15 protein-coding genes are annotated in these 16048 nt (G+C 69.2%); all 15 read right to left on the minus strand.

The window, feature by feature from the left end:
- Positions 1-58: 58 nt before the first annotated feature.
- Entirely contained in the window at positions 59-2047 is a 1989-nt protein-coding gene (locus tag NBY65_RS23550) for a DVU_1553 family AMP-dependent CoA ligase (RefSeq protein ID WP_150040813.1), read from the minus strand.
- Between the two features lies 1 nt (position 2048).
- Complete coding sequence (gene trsS, locus NBY65_RS23555) at positions 2049-3428, minus strand: radical SAM (seleno)protein TrsS (RefSeq protein ID WP_150040812.1); 1380 nt, start codon at positions 3426-3428, stop codon at positions 2049-2051.
- Positions 3425-4564, minus strand: coding sequence for a DVU_1551 family NTP transferase (locus NBY65_RS23560; RefSeq protein WP_150040811.1), 1140 nt, complete (start codon positions 4562-4564; stop codon positions 3425-3427). The genes trsS and NBY65_RS23560 overlap by 4 nt, the downstream gene beginning before the upstream one ends.
- Positions 4564-5022, minus strand: a complete 459-nt coding sequence (locus tag NBY65_RS23565; protein ID WP_162530539.1) for a DVU_1555 family C-GCAxxG-C-C protein — start codon at positions 5020-5022, stop codon at positions 4564-4566. The genes NBY65_RS23560 and NBY65_RS23565 overlap by 1 nt, the downstream gene beginning before the upstream one ends.
- Positions 5012-5749 carry a DVU_1556 family methyltransferase gene (gene trsM / locus NBY65_RS23570; RefSeq protein ID WP_150040809.1) on the minus strand — a complete coding sequence of 246 codons (738 nt, stop codon included), beginning with the start codon at positions 5747-5749 and terminating at the stop codon, positions 5012-5014. The genes NBY65_RS23565 and trsM overlap by 11 nt, the downstream gene beginning before the upstream one ends.
- On the minus strand, positions 5746-5964 hold the full coding sequence (locus tag NBY65_RS23575) for a DVU_1557 family redox protein (protein ID WP_150040808.1): 219 nt from the start codon (positions 5962-5964) through the stop codon (positions 5746-5748). The genes trsM and NBY65_RS23575 overlap by 4 nt, the downstream gene beginning before the upstream one ends.
- Positions 5961-8297, minus strand: coding sequence for a pyridine nucleotide-disulfide oxidoreductase/dicluster-binding protein (locus NBY65_RS23580; RefSeq protein WP_162530538.1), 2337 nt, complete (start codon positions 8295-8297; stop codon positions 5961-5963). The genes NBY65_RS23575 and NBY65_RS23580 overlap by 4 nt, the downstream gene beginning before the upstream one ends.
- Positions 8298-8376: 79 nt before the next feature.
- On the minus strand, positions 8377-11136 hold the full coding sequence (locus tag NBY65_RS23585; RefSeq protein WP_150040806.1) for a molybdopterin-dependent aldehyde oxidoreductase: 2760 nt from the start codon (positions 11134-11136) through the stop codon (positions 8377-8379).
- Between the two features lie 65 nt (positions 11137-11201).
- Positions 11202-12086, minus strand: coding sequence for an XdhC family protein (locus tag NBY65_RS23590; protein ID WP_150040805.1), 885 nt, complete (start codon positions 12084-12086; stop codon positions 11202-11204).
- 83 nt (positions 12087-12169) lie between these two features.
- Positions 12170-12367, minus strand: a complete 198-nt coding sequence (locus NBY65_RS23595) for a 4Fe-4S binding protein (RefSeq protein WP_150040804.1) — start codon at positions 12365-12367, stop codon at positions 12170-12172.
- A gap of 58 nt (positions 12368-12425) precedes the next feature.
- Complete coding sequence (locus NBY65_RS23600) at positions 12426-13520, minus strand: hydrogenase large subunit (RefSeq protein WP_150040803.1); 1095 nt, start codon at positions 13518-13520, stop codon at positions 12426-12428.
- Complete coding sequence (locus NBY65_RS23605) at positions 13517-14125, minus strand: NADH-quinone oxidoreductase subunit C (protein ID WP_150040802.1); 609 nt, start codon at positions 14123-14125, stop codon at positions 13517-13519. The genes NBY65_RS23600 and NBY65_RS23605 overlap by 4 nt, the downstream gene beginning before the upstream one ends.
- Positions 14122-14625, minus strand: a complete 504-nt coding sequence (locus NBY65_RS23610) for a 4Fe-4S binding protein (protein ID WP_150040801.1) — start codon at positions 14623-14625, stop codon at positions 14122-14124. The genes NBY65_RS23605 and NBY65_RS23610 overlap by 4 nt, the downstream gene beginning before the upstream one ends.
- A 10-nt stretch (positions 14626-14635) precedes the next feature.
- Positions 14636-15073 (minus strand): NADH-quinone oxidoreductase subunit B family protein, encoded by a 438-nt coding sequence (locus NBY65_RS23615; RefSeq protein ID WP_150040800.1) that lies wholly within the window; start codon positions 15071-15073, stop codon positions 14636-14638.
- A 13-nt stretch (positions 15074-15086) separates the two neighbouring features.
- Positions 15087-16043 (minus strand): respiratory chain complex I subunit 1 family protein, encoded by a 957-nt coding sequence (locus tag NBY65_RS23620; protein WP_203330474.1) that lies wholly within the window; start codon positions 16041-16043, stop codon positions 15087-15089.
- Positions 16044-16048 lie beyond the last annotated feature (5 nt).

Genomic DNA, 16048 nt, shown 5'->3' on the forward strand with positions numbered 1-16048 from the left:
ATATGCGAACAATGATGACCGTTTGCGTGTGCAGAGGCAATAACCGAAATACACGTATCTAGGTGACGCCGAGGCCACGTAGTGCCTCGGGCAGGTCGTCCGGGCCATCGATCACGCGGGCGGCGCCGAGCGTTTCCACTGGCTGCGCCGAACACCCGCCGCGCATGACCACCGAAGCCATGTTGGCCGCCCTGGCGGCATCGACGTCATAGGCGCTGTCGCCGACCATCACGGCCTCGGCCGCGGGCACGCCGAGCCATGCACAGGCCAGCAGCACCAGCCCGGGATCCGGCTTCTTCGGTGGACCGGCGTCGCCGCCAACCACCACTTCGATCACGTCGGACAGTCCGAATCGTTCCAGCAACGTCGTTGCTTCCGCACCCGGGCGGTTGGTGACCACAGCCAGTTGGAGGCCGGCATCGACAAGCCGGCGCGTGACCTTGTGCACCCCCGCCCGAGGTGTGGTCAACACGGGTTTGCAAGGATGGTAGGCGGCCAGGAACGCCGTCACCAGCGCATCGAGCCCGGCCGTGTCCGGCAGGTGACCGAGCACCGCGCAGGCCCGTTCGATCAGCCGGCGCGCGCCCCCGCCGACCAGCGGACGCAGCACCGGCAGGGGCAGCGGCGGCAGGCCGGCTCGTGCCAGCGCCACGGTGAGGGCCCGGTGGACGTCCGGGACGGAATCGAGCAGCGTGCCGTCCAGATCGAACAGCACCGCGCGTGGCCATTGCGCGACCGGGCCAGGCCGGCAGACCAGGCGTCGCTTGCCGCCATGCCGGCAGGTCGTCGCCTCGGCCACCGTGACCTCGAGCCCGAGCGCACCCGATTCCAGGACCGACCTGATCGCGGGCGTGGTGGCCAGTACCCGGCGCACCGCCTCCGTCACCCCCGGTCCCCGCAGCGGCGCCGGGCTGGCCACGCACACGGCCAGCCGCGGCGGCACGGTCCTGTGCAACTCCGCCGTGAAGTCGGTGACCCGGTCCAGGGCGAACAGCGCCGCGTCCAGCGCGGACAGCGACAACGCGGCGCCTCCGGGCAGGGCGATGTGCCCCCCGGTTCGTCCGGTTCGTTCGTCCAGGCGGCGCAGCACGGAGCCGCAGGCGCAGCGGCCCGGCAGCAGTCGGCCCAGGTCCCCGGTGCGGTAGCGGATCAATGGCACGCCGCGCCGCCGCAGCGTGGTCAGCACCAGCTCGCCCCTGGCCCCCTGCGGCAGCACCGCGCCGGTGAGGGGATCGACGACCTCCACGTAGAGGTCGGTTTCGCGCAGGTGCTGGCCGGCGTGGCAGCCACATTCCAGCGCCCCGCCGTACCCCGTCTCGGTCATGCCCCAATGGGCGAACAGCTCGCAGCGCCAATGGCGGCGGAGCACGTCGCCAAGTGCGGCAGGGATGCTGTCGGAACTGGCCAGGGCCGCGCGCACGGACAGGGACGGGCCGCCGTCGCAGGCCGAGACCCGCGCCGCCGCCAGCAGCCTGACCGGCGGGCCGAACACCACCTGCGGCCGTTCCGCCCGCAGCAATGCGACCATTGTTTCCACCGGCTGGTCCAGCGGCGCCGGCACCGGTTCGGCCCCGAGTCGCCGGGCCGCCTGCGCCAGGGCGTCGCCCACGCCGCCCGGTCGCGCGGCGGGGAAGGCGATGACCACCCGGTCCCCCGGCCGGGTGAACAGCGCCATGCCGTGATGGAAGAAATCGACGGTCGCCTCGAGATCGGCCGCGGTGAAATGCACCCGCTTCGGTGGGCCGCTGGTGCCGGATGTCTCGAGCGTCACCACGCGCGCCACCTCACGCTGCGAAATGGCCAGCAACGCCGGATCGCCGCGTTGCAGGTCGGCGGGAGTGGTGAAGGGCCAGCGGGCCAGATCGGCGAGGCTGTCCGGCAGGCCGGTGGGCCAGTCCTGGCACCGGTAGAACGGGCTCGCCGCCCGGGCATGGGCCAGGGTCTCGCGCAGGTGCGCAAGCTGGTAGGCGGCGACCGCCGCCTCGGTCAGCGGCGCCGCGACCCCCATCCGCGCGGCCGCCCAGTGGTCCAGCGTCGCGGGTTTCATCTCAGTCTCCCGCGGGGCGGTAGAGCGACCGGCCCTGCCGGTTGGTGAGGTTGTAGGCACAGAACGGGATCACCCGCCGGTCCGGCGCGACGACATGGATGTGGCATTGGCGCAGCCGCTCCACGTCCAGGGTCCAGGCGTCCTGGAACGCCATGGCGGAGATGCCGAGCGTGCGCTGCCGCCCCCCCAGGAAGGCGTCGAACGCTTCCAGCCCCGCCACCGGGGCCGGGGCGCCGGGCTGCTTCCATTGCCCGGCGACGTAGCGCCGGGCCCGGTCCACCTCCGGGCTGGGGCGCTCCGGGGTGCCGCAGCAGGTGCGGCGGGGGGGCGTGGCGCAGCACCCGGAGGCTTCCTCCCGCATCGCCCGCAGCCTGCCGTCCGCGCCCAGCGTGAATCGGGCACTGAACGAGCAATAGGGGTTCTCGGCGGAACCGGGGATGAAGTCGGCCATGCGGATCGTGCCGCCCCCGTGCGCGACCAGCGCCGCCATGACCTCGGGCAGCGTGATCCGCGCCGGGTCGGCCGGGGGGACGGGCGTGCGGCCGAAATAGCTCACCGGCTGGAAATGCACCGCCCGCACGGTGGGCATCTCCGCCACCGCGAAATCGACGATCGCGCCGATCTGGCGGGTGTTCACCCCCGGCACCAGCGTGGGGACCAGCACCACGCCGATCCCCGCTTCGCCGCAGGCGGCGATGGCCTGCCGCTTCACCCGCAGCAGCGCCGCCCCCCGCAGCCGGCGGTAGACCTCGTCGGTCACGCCGTCGAACTGCAGGAAGACGCAGTCGAGTCCCGCCCTGGCCAGGGCGTCCAGATAGGCGGGCTCGCGCGCGATCCGCAGGCCGTTGGTGTTCAGCTGGACGAAATCGAAGCCGCGCCGGCGGATCAGGGCCACCACCTCCGGCAGGTCGTCGCGCACCGTCGGCTCCCCGCCCGAGAGTTGGATGTGCACGTGCCCGCCCGCCTCGGCCAGGGTGTCCAGCCAGCGGCCGATGTCGTCGAGCCCCGCATCCGCCCCGTCGCGGCGGGCGGCGGCGAAGCAGACCGGGCAGGCGAGATTGCAGCGCGACGTCACCTCCAGCAGCACGCAGCAGCTCTGCTGGCGATGGTCGGGGCAAAGCCCGCAATCATGCGGGCAGCCCTGTCGCACCGGGGTGGCGCAGACCGGCGGCACGGCCTGGGCGCGCGGCGCCTTGCCCCAGCGCAGATAGCTGTCCAGGCCACGCCAGATCACCGTGGTGAAGGTGCCGTGCGTCGGGCAGGTCTTCTCCAGGAACACCGTATCGCCCTCGGCGAAGCGGGTGGCGGGCAGGCGGGCGAGGCAATCGGGGCAGACGCTCTCGGTCCGGCCCAGGTCCAGGCGGCTGTCGGAGCAGGTCATGCCGGAGCCTCCGCCCCCCGCAGCACATCGGCGGCACCGATGCGGGCGGTGATGGCCTGCAGCACCGCCCGTGCCGCCGCGTGCCGGGCCCGCGCGCCGGCCAGCGCGTCGGGATTGTCGTGCCAGCGGGCGAGGGCGGGGCCAAACCGTTCGGCCAGCGACACGCGCGCGGTGCCGCTGACCAGCTTGTCGGCGAGATAGACCACCGCGCGGGCGTCGATCACCGGAGGGTCGAAGCTGAGCGCCATATGGCTGGCGACGATCCGCGCGACCTCGGGGAAGCCCCATTCGGCCACCAGGGCGGCCCCGGCGGCGGCATGGTGCGGCTGCCCCTTGGCGATATCGTGCAGCAGCGCGCCCGCCCGCACCAGATCGAGGTCGAGCGGCACACCGGCGGCCCGCAGCTGGCGGGCGATCCGCAGCGCCAGGTCGGTGACGGCCTGGCTGTGCGCGCACAGGTCGGCGCGGGCCCCGGTGGCGGCCAACATGGCCGCGCATTCCTCGGCATCGGGGATGTCGTACTGCGCCAGCGCCCTGACGGCCCAGCGATAATCGGCCGGTTCATCGAGGTCGTGCAGGCAGAAGCGGTCCGCCACCGCGACCTCTTCGGCCGGATACCGGTCGAGGATGGCACGCAGTCCGCCCGGCGCGTCGGTCGCCAGGATCGGTGCGAACAGCCGGCGGTCGATGAAGGGGGGATGGCCACGCCGGCCGCGCATGCAGGGATGCACCACGGCGGCCCCGGTCGCGGCAGCCGCCCGCAGCGTGCGCAGGATCGTCTGCGGCCGGACCAGCGGCAGGTCCACCGGCAGCAGCAGGCAGCCGCGCGGCGCATCCGCAAAGGAGCTCAGGCCGCGCCGCACGCTGCTCAGCATCCCGTCGGTGAAGCCCGGATTCGCCACGCCCACCACGCCGAGCCGCGCCAGCACCGGTGCCATCGCCTCGGACTGGTGTCCGGTGACGACGTGGATGCGGGTGATGCCGGCCTGGCGCAGCGTCGCGACCACGCGCCCGACCACGGTGCTCTCCCCGAGCGGCAGCAGCGGCTTGAACGCCCCCATGCGCGAGGACCATCCGGCCGCCAGGACCACCGCGCCCACCTCCTGGCGGAAGGCGTCGAAGCAGGAGGCCGACATCAGGCCGGCTCCGCCGGCTGTGGCGGGACGGCGATGTCGATCCCGTGCTGTTCCAGCGTCTCCACCAGCTTCTCCCAGCTGCGCAGGATCAGTCCGGGGCAGCGCTGCTGGCGCAAGGCCGGATCGAACCGCATGATCTCCGCGCAATCGATGCCGCCGAACTGCTCCCTGGCATGGTTGCGGAACCACCAGCTGAATTCATCGACCAGGACATCAAGGCGCGGATCCTCGGCTTCATCCTCCGCGCCACGGCCGGCATAGAGGCCGAGCACGCAGCATCCGCCGGTGAGCGCGCCACAATTGAAGCCCTGCGACATTCCCACCGCCAGCCCCGACATCGCCCGGACCAGCTCCGGTGACGCGCGTCCCTGCGCCTCCAGCGCCAGCTGCATCAGGATGTGGCTGCACTTGAAGCCCTGCAGCAGCAACTCGGCAATTCTGAATGAGTCATCGGCCATCGTGGAAGTCCTCCCGACCGGGCCCGCCCGTGGCGTCATCCGGCTTGCGCGCGATCAACAGGCAGTAACCGGGCGCGCCCGCACGGGCCGACGTCGCGGCGCGGCAGCCGGCGCCGGCCCACAACGCGTCCAGTGTCCCGTAGCGAAAGATGAACCGTGCCACCCATTCCCGGAGCACGTCGGAATGATCTTCGAACACCGCAAGGCCGAGCCCCGCGTCCCGCACTTCGCCTTGCAGCCTCGCGCGTGTCGTCGCGCCGGCCGGGGCGAAGGCCGCATCGTCCCGGCGATGATAGACATCGCTGAGCGCCAGCGATCCGCCCGGCCGCAGCACGCGCGCCCATTCCAGCAGCGTCGCGGCGCGATCAGGCATGACGGAGAGGCTGCATTCCGCCAGCACGCCGTCGAGGCTCGCGTCGGCGAACGGCAAGGAGAGGCCATTGCCGCGCACCAGCAGGGACCGCGCGGGCTCATCGCCGGCATGACAGAGTGCCGCCGCCGCCTGGTCGATCCCCACGGCCTGCCATCCCAGGGCACGGAGCCGGGCCAGGCTTTCGCCCCGGCCACATCCGATATCGAGCACGATCCCGCCGGGCCGGAAGCCCGCCGCGCTGATCAATGCCGTGCTCAGCGCCGCGCCGCCGGGCCGCAGCGGCAGGCCGTGCCCGTCGGTGACCAGGCCGCTTCCATACAGGCTGTCCGCCGGCGGGCCGTCCCAGGGCGTCATTTGTCCTCCAGGGCCTGCTCGACGTTCAGCATGCGGCCGGAAGCGAGTTCCTCGGAGACATAGACGAAGCCGCAGCGGGGACAGCGTGGCAAATCCACGGTGAAGCTCTGCCCGAGATAGGAGGCCTCGACCGGCCCCGGGACCAGCGGCACGTCGCATTGCGCGCAGACCAGTCCCGGCGTCGCGGTCGCGGGGAGCGTGGTGGGGCGGATCACGGCTTCGCCTCCACGACCATGCGATGGCTGTAGGCGCGGTGCACGACGATCCCGGCCGGCGCCACCGCGTATTCCACCCAGATCGTGACATTGCCGATGCGGTGCGTGGCGACCAGCCGGCCGCTGGCCGGATCGCGGAGCTTGCGCCCGCCACGTTCGGCATGGGCGATCGTTTCCGCGACGTCCTCGACGAGGATCAGCCGCCGCTCCATGTCGGCGCGCACGTCATCGGCGATCGTGAGCGGCAGGTCGGGCACGGGATCGCTCATGGTTTCTCCCCACACGTCACGCAGCATGGTGGTCCGGAAGCGCGCACGGTTGTCGCGGCGGCGCGAAAATCCGGGATCCGGCCGGCCGGCGGGATCGGTGCCGTCGGCGGGCGGAAAGGCAAGGTCGAGAAGATGCACGGCGCGTTTGCCTCGCCGGGCGAAGTTGTCCCGGCACATGGCACAGTAGACGAGATAGTCCGCCTCGCTCGCGCCGGCGCGCTGGTCGACGATCTTGTTGGCGACTTCTGGATTGGCGAAGGAGACCAGGCCGCCATAGCCGCAGCACGTGGTGTGGTCAGCCCCGCCAAGCTCCTGCAGGACAACACCGAGACCGGCGGCGAGGTCGCGCACCGCCTGCTGCATGCCCGCCGCCGACCGGGCGGTGCAGGGATCATGGATCGCCAGGTGCCGCCCGGGGGCCTGGGCCGCGTCGGCGGGCCAGCCAATCCGGGCCAGCACCGTCCAGACCGGTTCGGGTGCCATCTCCGGGGCAAAGTCCTGGAACATCCCGAGGCAGGTGCTGCAGGCGGTGATGATCCGCGGGCGTCCCAGCGCCTCCCAGTGCGTGCGCAGTCCGGCCAGCACCTCCGCATGAAGGTCGCGGCGCCCGGCCCAATGAGCCGGGGCCCCGCAACATTCGATCATCAACCCGACCCCGCCGGGCAGGGTCCCGGCCAGGTGGCGATAGACACGCGCGACATGCTCCGGCGCCGAGGCAACGAGCTGGCAGCCGGGAAAAAATACCGCCGCACTGCTGTCGTGGCCCGGCTGGTGGCGATGGAAGGCCACCAGCCCGGAGCGGCTGTAGGCCATGTCGCGCAAGGCAAACTCATGATGGGAAGCCGGCATGCGGCCTTTCTCCACCATGCTCTGCCGTGCCTCCAGGCAGACCTCGCCGACCGGCAGATCGTTCGGGCAGACCGTGGCGCACAGGCCGCACAGGGTGCAGCTGTTCACCATGCGGTTGGACTTGCGCGTACCCATGACGATGCAGTCGTTGTTGTAGATCTCGCGCACCGTCCGCTTCGGGTAGGTCTTGTAGTGGGCCAGGAAGGCACAGGCCCTGACGCATTCCTGGCAGCGGCAGGGGAAGCAGCGCGCCGCCTCGCGGATGGCCTCCGTGGTGTCGTAGCCTTGTCCGGGATCGGATGGCACGACCGGGGCGACCGGCGCATGGGCGGCAACGTTGGTGTAGAGGCATGACGGGCCGCTGCTGCCATCGGTCCGGTTTGCCGTCAGCGATGCCCCCTGCAGCAGCCGGTCGATCGAGACCGCGGCGCGCCGGCCATCACGCATCGAGACGATCGCCGAAGTGCCGGCCGCATGGGTCCCACCGCTGAACAGCTTCGGATGGCTGGTGGCATGGGTGAGGGGATCGATGGCCGGCGCGCCGTCCGGGGCGAGGTCGAGGCCCGGGAGATCACCGAGGCCGGCCCACCCGGCCGCAGCCGCCCCGGTGGCCAGCACGACGGCGTCATGGGTGTCGATCAGGCGCGACAACCCGAGTGGCGAGTCACCGCCGGTGATCCTGGTATCACAGTGCAGGGCCACGCCGATCCTGGCCAGCATGTCGAGCTCTGTGACCACCACGGAGGGCGGAAGCGTGGCCCCGTGCTCCTGCCGCAGCCGGGGCAAGGGCTCGGCCGCGGCCTCGAAGACCTCGACGGCATTGCCCTTCATCGCCAGGTCGAAGGCCGCGGTGAGGCCCGCCAGCCCGGCGCCGATGACGGCGATCCGGCGCGGCTTGCGGGACTTCTGGGGCGTGCGCCGCAGCGTGCCGTAGTAGCCGGTGACGCAGGCCTGCTCCAGCGCCCGGATCTGGACGGCTCCCCCGGCCTCGCCGCGCCGGCAACTGGTTTCGCAGGGCCGGTCACAGATCCGGCTGAGAATGGCGGGGAAGGGGACCACCCGCGCATAGATCGCCAGGGCCTCGGCGAAGGCGCCCTGCGCCATCTTCTCCATCATGGAGCGGGCATCGACGCGCAGCGGACAGGACAGCACGCAGGCCGGCGGCTGTTCCTCGACGCAGCGCGCTTCCCATGCCCTGACACGTTCGCCGTCCATGACCATTCTCCTCATGCGGCGCCAGGGCCGCAACACGGGCCGGGGACCGCGGCGTCACCGCCGCGGTCCCCGGTGGTGATCAGGCGTGCTCGGGTTCGGCGACGGGCGCCTGGGCGGCCCGCAGCTGATCAAGCCCCATCTTCACCACTTCCGGCAGTGCCGGAATCCGGAAGATCCGCACGCCGCAGGCGTTGTAGATGGCGTTGAGGATGGCCGGATGCGGCGCGGTGAGCGGGGCCTCGCCACATCCCGCGGACCCGAACGGACCCAGTTCGCGCGGCGTTTCGAGATACAGGATCTCCATCTCGTCCGGAACGTCCTTCGGATAGGGGATCCCGCAGTCGCGCAGGGTGTTGTGCATCTCCAGATCCTCGAAGTCCTCGCTGAGGGCAAGCCCGATGCCCTGCGCGAGGCCGCCGTAGATCTGGCCGTCCACGGTTGCCTTGTTGATGATCGTGCCGACATCGACCGCCGTGGTGAACTTCACCACCTGGACCTTGCCGGTCTCCATGTCGACCTCGACCTCCGGCAGGAAGACCTCATACATGTAGATCGGGAACGGCGCCCCCTGGGCGGTATCGGACGTGCAATCCGTGCAGGCGGCGGCGACCCACTTGCCGTCATAGACCAGCGGAATGTTCTCGGCGACCATCTCCTTGTAAGTGCGATAGGTGCCGTCCTCCTTCCGCATGGCATTCAGCAGCATCTCCGCCGCCACGCGGGTGGCCTGGCCGGTGAAGACGTTGGAGCGGCTGCCGCCGGCCGGACCGGAATCCGGGCCACGGGTGTCATTCAGGTCCAGCTTGATGTCCGAGGGCTTGAAGCCGGCGTGACGCAGCACCTCGTGCGCCATGGTCAGGGTGCCCAGGTCCGCGCCCTGGCCATGATCTTCCCAGGCATTGTAGATGGTGACCCCGGTCGGAGTCAGTTCGGCGCGCGCGTTCGAGCTGTCCGGCCCGTCGAGCCCGCACCCATAGATGCCGAGGGAGATGCCGACGCCTCGCTTCTTCTCGGCGGTGGAGAGCGCCTTGCAGCGCGCCTTCGCCTCCTCGTACTTGGGGCGGATCATGTCGAACAGCTGCTTCAGCACCAGCACTTCCGGCTTCTGCCCGGTCGGCGTGGTCGAGTTCTCGTTATAGAGATTCTTGTAGCGGAACTCGAACGGATCCTCGCCCATCTTCTCCGCCAGCATGTCCATGGCGGTTTCGGAGGCCAGGAACGCCTGCGGGGAGCCATAGCCGCGGAAAGCCGAGCCCCAGGCATGGTTGGTGGCCACGGTCCGGCCACGGCCGCGGATGTTCTCCAGGTGATAGCCCGCACCGGTGAACTGTGCCTGGCGCAGCGTCACCAGGTCACCGAACTCCGAATACGGCCCATGGTCGAGCCACCAGTCCGTCTCCATCGCCGTCAGCTTGCCGTCATCGTCGCAGGCGAGACGGATGTTGAGGTTCACCGGGCTGCGCTTGCCGGTATAGGTGATGTTCTGGTACTGGTCGTAGATCAGCGACACCGGCTTGCCGAGGGCCAGCACGGCGACGCCGAGCAGGGCTTCCATGGTGGGCGAGAACTTGTAGCCGAAGGTGCCACCGGTCGGGTTCTGGATGATGCGCAGCTTCTCCGGCGCCACACCGATGCCCGGACAGATCATCGCATGGTGCAGGTGCAGGCCAATGCTCTTCGAGAGAATGGTCACCACGCCATCATCGTCGATGAACGCCTCGCCGCAATCGGGCTCCAGGTGCAGATGCGGCTGGCGGCTGCAGTAGGTGGTGATGTCCACCACGGCGGCCGCCTTCTCGAAGAACGGCCTGGTGTCCTGTCCCTTGACCACGCCCTGCTCGTAATAGGCGTTGGGCACGCCAGGATGGATTTCGATCGCGTCGGGCTCCAGCGCGGCGAAGCCGGACATGTAGGCGGGCAGCACCTCCAGGTCCACCTTCACATGCTTCGCCGCGGCGCGGGCATGTTCCTCGGTATCGGCGGCGACGATGGCGATCGCGTCGCCGAACTGGAAGATCTTGTCCTTGCAGAGGATCGGGCGGTCCCAGCCGTCACCCTTGTTGGTCGGGAAGGTGATCAGGCCGGTGATGGCGTTCTTGCCCTTGACGTCCTTCCAGGTGAGGACCTTCACCACGCCCGGCATGGCTTCCGCCTCGGAGACGTCGATGCCCTTGATCAGCGCGTGCGAGACCTCGGCCTGCACCAGCGCGAGCCGCAAGGTGCCCTCGGGCATGCGCAACGCCACGTCGGCGCCGAAATCCCATGTGCCGGTGACCTTGGCCAGGGCCGAGGGGCGGATGAACTCGGTGCCCAGGATGGAGCCGTCTTCCTTGGCCTTCGGCACCAGGTCCTCGATCCGCTTCTCGCCCCGCATCACCGCGGCGGCGTCCATGACGGCATCCACCAGCGGCTTGTAGCCGGTGCAGCGGCAGAGATTCCGGTTACGCTGGAACCAGGAGCGGACTTCCTCGCGGGTCGGGTTCTGCTTGCGGTCCAGCAAGACCTTCGCCGACATGATGAAGCCCGGCGTGCAGATGCCGCATTGCGCGCTGCCATGCGCCATCCAGGCGACCTGCAGCGGATGCAGGCGGTCGGGTGTGCCGATGCCCTCGATGGTCGTGATCCTGGCGTTGGCGGCGACCTTCTCCAACGGCGTCAGGCATGCGCGCACCGGCTTCTCGTCGATGATCACGGTGCAGGCGCCGCACTGTCCGTCCTCGCAGCAGACCTTGCATCCGGTCAGCAGCATCTGCTCGCGCAGGACATCCGCCAGCGTTGCCCTTTTCTCGGCAACCACCCAGCGCTCAACGCCGTTAACGTTCAGGGAAGTCCGTTTCATGCTCTTCTCTCTTCCACCAGGGACATATGTCCCGAACACCCAAAGCCAGGACGACGGCGGGCCGGTCAGGCCGCGCCAAGTTCCTCGGTATCGCTGTCCGTGCCCACCAGATGCACCTGGCCGGATGCCGGCACGCGGGCCATCAGGTCCGCCATGGTGCGGACCAGCGGGCGGGCACCTTCCGATTTGCGTATGTTGGCGATCATCTCCGCGATGACGGCGATGGCGATTTCCTCCGGTGTGTCGGCGCCGATGTCCAGGCCGACCGGGGCCTGCACGCGACGGAATTGCTCCGCCGGGATGCCCTGGGCCATCAGCCGCTTGCCGATGGTGATCACCTTCCGCTTCGAGCCGATCATGCCGATGTAGCCGGCGGAGGTTCCAAGCGCCCAGGCAAGTGCCTGGCCGTCGAGCCCATGGCCACGGGTGGCGATGAAGATCAGCGAGCTGCGGTTCGGCCGCAACTGCTCCATGCTGGCCGCGAGGTCGCCCGCATGAACCGCCTGGACCTCGGGGAAGCGGTCCCGGTTGGCGAATTCGGGGCGATCGTCGATCACCACGACCTCGAAGCCCACCAGCCTGGCCAGCCGTGCCATGATGAAGCCGATATGGCCGCCGCCGAAGATATAGGCGGTGGGGGAAGGCCGGATGGCTTCGACGAAGATATCGAGGCTGCCGCCACAGACCATGCCGATATCGAGGACCGGGTTCTCGTGCAGATTGAACGAGATCATCTGCGGACGGCCGGTCTCCAGGACTTCCCGGGCAATGGCGATGGCCCGGCCTTCGGCGGCGCCGCCGCCGATCGTGCCGACGATCGTGCCGTCTTCCCGGACGAGCATCTTGGCACATGTATAGGAGGGAATGGAGCCGACCACGTTGACGATGGTCGCCAGCGCGCAGGAGCGTCCTTCCGCTCTTTCGTGGATCAGTTGTTCATAGACATCCATGGTACTCCTCCGGCGTAAGTGGCCGCGCAGCCGTGGTCGTGAACCGCGGCGGCCGGGACCGGGAACCGGCCCCGGCCCGCCCTTCAGGCAGCAATCAGCGCGCAGGCGCCGGATGGGCAGACATCGGCGCATTGCGCCACGTCGAAGTCCCCGACGCATTCCTTGCACTTGGCGGCATTGATCGTGAACACCTTGCCTTTGTGCGAGATGGCATTGTTGGGGCACACCTCCTCGCAGGAGCCGCAGGCGTTGCAGACTTCGTTGTCGATGGCGAATGGCATGGGATCTCTCCTCAGTGACTGCCGGCCGTGATTGGCCGGCCAGGGAATGCGGTGGGCCTCAGCGCTCGGTGCAGGAGACGCAGGGGTCGATGCTGTTGACGATGATGGCGATGTCGGCGACCTTGGCGTCACGCATCATGAACTTGAGCGCATCCCAGTTCATGAAGCTCGGCACGCGCCACTTCAGCCGTTCCGGATTCGGCGTGCTGTTGGTCTTCAGGTAGTAGATCAGCTCGCCGCGCGGGGCCTCGCATTTGGCCACCCCGCGGCCGGGCGGAATGTCAGGCCGTTCGCCGACATTGACCGGGCCGTCCGGCAACTGATGAAGGCAGGCGCGGATCAGCTCGATGGCGTTGCGCGCCTCGTGCAACCGGATCATCGCGCGGGCCCAGACATCACCTTCGGTGCGCGTCCGGACCTCGAGCGGCAGACGGTCATAGACATGGTAGGGTGCGATCTGCCGGACATCGTAGTCGATGCCGGTGGCGCGGGCCACCGGCCCGACCACGCCGCAGGCAAGCCCTTCCTCGTGCGACAGGACGCCGACATCACGGGTGCGCCGCAGGATCGAGCCGTTGCTGCGGTAGGCGTCCTCGATTCCGACGATCTCCGCCGCCAGCTTGTCGAGCCCGAGGATGAGCATGGCCGTCGTCTCGATGTCGAGATCGTAGCGGACGCCGCCGATGCACATCGCCCCCAGGTCCATCCGGTTGCCGAAGACGGCTTCCTTGATCTCCTGGGCAATCTCGCGGACCTGCATGATGTGCATGAACAGGGCTTCGTATCCGACGAGATGGGCGAGGATGGCGACGTTGAACAGGTTGGAGGCGATCCGTTTCACTTCGCCGGCGATAACCCTCAGATAGGCGCCGCGCTCGGGCACCTCGATGCCCGCGATCTGCTCGGCCGCCATGGCGAAGGCCTCGGGATGGCTGTTGGAGCAGAGCGAGCAGATACGCTCGGTCAGGACGATGTTCTGGAACAGCGATCGCTTGGTGGCGAGGTACTCGATGCCCCGATGCACATGGCCCGCATTGATCTCCAGATGGCGGACGGTCTCGCCCTGCACGTCAAGGCGAAAATACATCGGTTCTTCGAGGGCGACGTGCAGCGGACCGACCGGGATCGTGTAGGTCGAGGATGTGCTTGTCATGGCGCGGCCTTTCCGGCGGCCGCCTTGGCCACCTTGTTCCACAGGTCCTTGGTGCTGGCCGCGTTGACCAGGGTGGAAAGCGGGATCAGGCGTTCCAGCACGGCCGGCTCGATGTCATCGGCGATGAACAGGCGCACCGGGTTGGGGTGGCCCTCGAAGACCAGGTTGAAGGTTTCCATGATCTCGCGTTCCGGCCAGTCGGCGCCACGGAACAGCGGGGTCAGTGACGCAATCGCCCCGCCCTGTGGCACGAAGGCGGTGAGGGTGAGCGTGTCACCCGCGAGATCGAACTGGTAGGTGATCTCATAGGTGGTTCCGTCCATCGGGGTGCCGCCGAAATTCACCGGCAGCGGGGCGGCGGGCTTCCCTTCTTCCGGCTCCTGGTCCTCCTCGGCTTCCGGCGCCGGGGGCTGGGCGCCGGTGATCATCGACAGGCGGGCCCCGATCGTCCGCAGCAGTTCGCTCACTTTCGGCAGGTCGTCCTTGCTGGCCAGGTCGCACCATGCCGCGGTGACACCGTGGCGGTCGGTGCTGGCGGCAAACTGCAGGCCTGCCGGCGCCGCTTCGCGCAATTGCAATTCGAGGGCGTCCGGGAAGCGGCTCATGCGCCGGTCCTCCGGCTCTTGAGGAACCTGGCCCGGCACTTCGGGCAGAGTGTGCGCATATGCGCGACCTCCTCGGGAACAAGGGGCGGCTTGGCGGCGATCGCCGAGGGAGCCGTGGCCAGCGCCTTGGCGCCGCATTCGGAGCAGGGCTGGTTGGGGATCAGGCCGTGCTCGACCAGCGTGAACTTCGCCTCCTGCCGATGCGCGAGATGCCAGTCGGCGGACTGCTGGATCGACTTGGTCGGGCAGTGGAACTCGCAATTTCCGCAAAAGACGCAGGTGTCGTGCCAGCAATCGAAGGTCATGCCCTCCGGTGTCCGCGCGAAGCGGATGGCCCCGGCGGGGCAGACGCGCTCGCAGACGCGGCAGCCTTCGCAGGAGGCGGCATCGAAGGTGATCCGTCCGCGGAAGCGCTTTGCCGTCGGGGCCGGGCCGAACGGGAAGCTTTCGGTGTATGGGCCATGGCGCAGGTTGCGGGCGAACAGCGTCAGGAAGTTCATCGTCGTGTCCTCACAACCTCTCACGCCAGATGCCGATGGCCTCGGCGATGCCCTCGATGATGGCCTGTGGCCGCGGCGGGCAGCCGGGCACGTTCACGTCCACGGGGAAGAACTGGTCGATCGGCGCCATGACGGCATAGCTGTCACGGAAGATGCCGCCGGAGATCGGGCAGACCCCCACCGCCACGACCACCTTGGGATCGGGCACCTCGTCGAAGACCCGTTGCGCGGCCGTCAGCACGCGGCGTGTCAGCGGCCCGGAGATCAGCACGATGTCGGCGTGGCGGGGGCTGCCGCAGTACTGGCACCCGAGGCGTTCCACGTCGTAGCGCGGGATCAGCGCGGCGGTCGCCATCTCGACGTCGCAGCCGTTACAGGATCCCGCATTGATGCGGTAGATCCAGGGCGATTTCGTCGCCATCGTCTTCAGGCGGGTCAGGATGTCCATGACGTGTCCTCCCCTAGAGCGCAACAACGGCGGCCAGGCTCGCTGCCGCGAGCAGCAGGGCCCATTTGAGAAAGAAGGTGAACGCCTGATCGATGCGCATCCGTGCCGCCGAGAGCCGGACCACCGTGACCGAGAGCAGCATCAGGGCGGTCATTTCCACCAGCCAGACCAGCAGGCCGGCGATGCCGCCAGGGCCGATCGGCAGGAACAGGGCGATCCCGAGGTTCAGCACCACGGCGGCCTTCAGCGCCGACATGACCTTGAACAAGGCGAGGGCAGGACCGGAGTATTCCAGCAGGGGCCCTTCCAGCACCTCGGTCTCGGCCTCCGGCACGTCGAAGGGCACGACGCCGAGATTGGCGGGGAAGAACAGGGCGAAGGCGGCCAGGGCCGGCCACATCACCGGATCGAACAGGTTGGCGCCATGCGCTCGCTGCCAGGCGACGATGTCCGTGAGGGAGAACGTCACCCAGTGCCCTTCGGCGAAGCCGGTGCGCAGGGCGACGGCGGCCAGCACGAGCACCAGGGGGGCTTCATAGGCGAGCATCATGACCATCTCGCGCGAGAAGCCGATCGCACCATAGGGCGAGCCGGAGGCCGATCCGGCGAGCATCAGCGCGATCCCCGGCACTGCCAGGAGATAGAGCAGCACCAGCAGGTTGCCCAGGGCCGGGGACGGCGTGTAGAGGCCGGCCACCGGAACCATCGCCGCGGCGGCCAGCAGGGAGACGACCCCCACCAGCGGCGCGCCGAAGAAGACCGCCTCGCAGGCGCTGGTCGGCACCATGCTGCGCTTGAAGCCCAGCTTCACCAGATCGAAGAAGGGTTGCAGCAGGGGGGGGCCGACCCGGCCCTGCAGCCGGGCCGCGACGCGGCGGTCCACGCCCTTCAGGGCCAGGGCAAGCACCAGGGCGAACAGGCCGCCAGGAAACACCAGCACCGCCGCGAACGTCGTGAGTTGCATCGACATGATCG

This window comes from Rhodovastum atsumiense (genome assembly GCF_937425535.1).
Taxonomy (GTDB): domain Bacteria; phylum Pseudomonadota; class Alphaproteobacteria; order Acetobacterales; family Acetobacteraceae; genus Rhodovastum; species Rhodovastum atsumiense.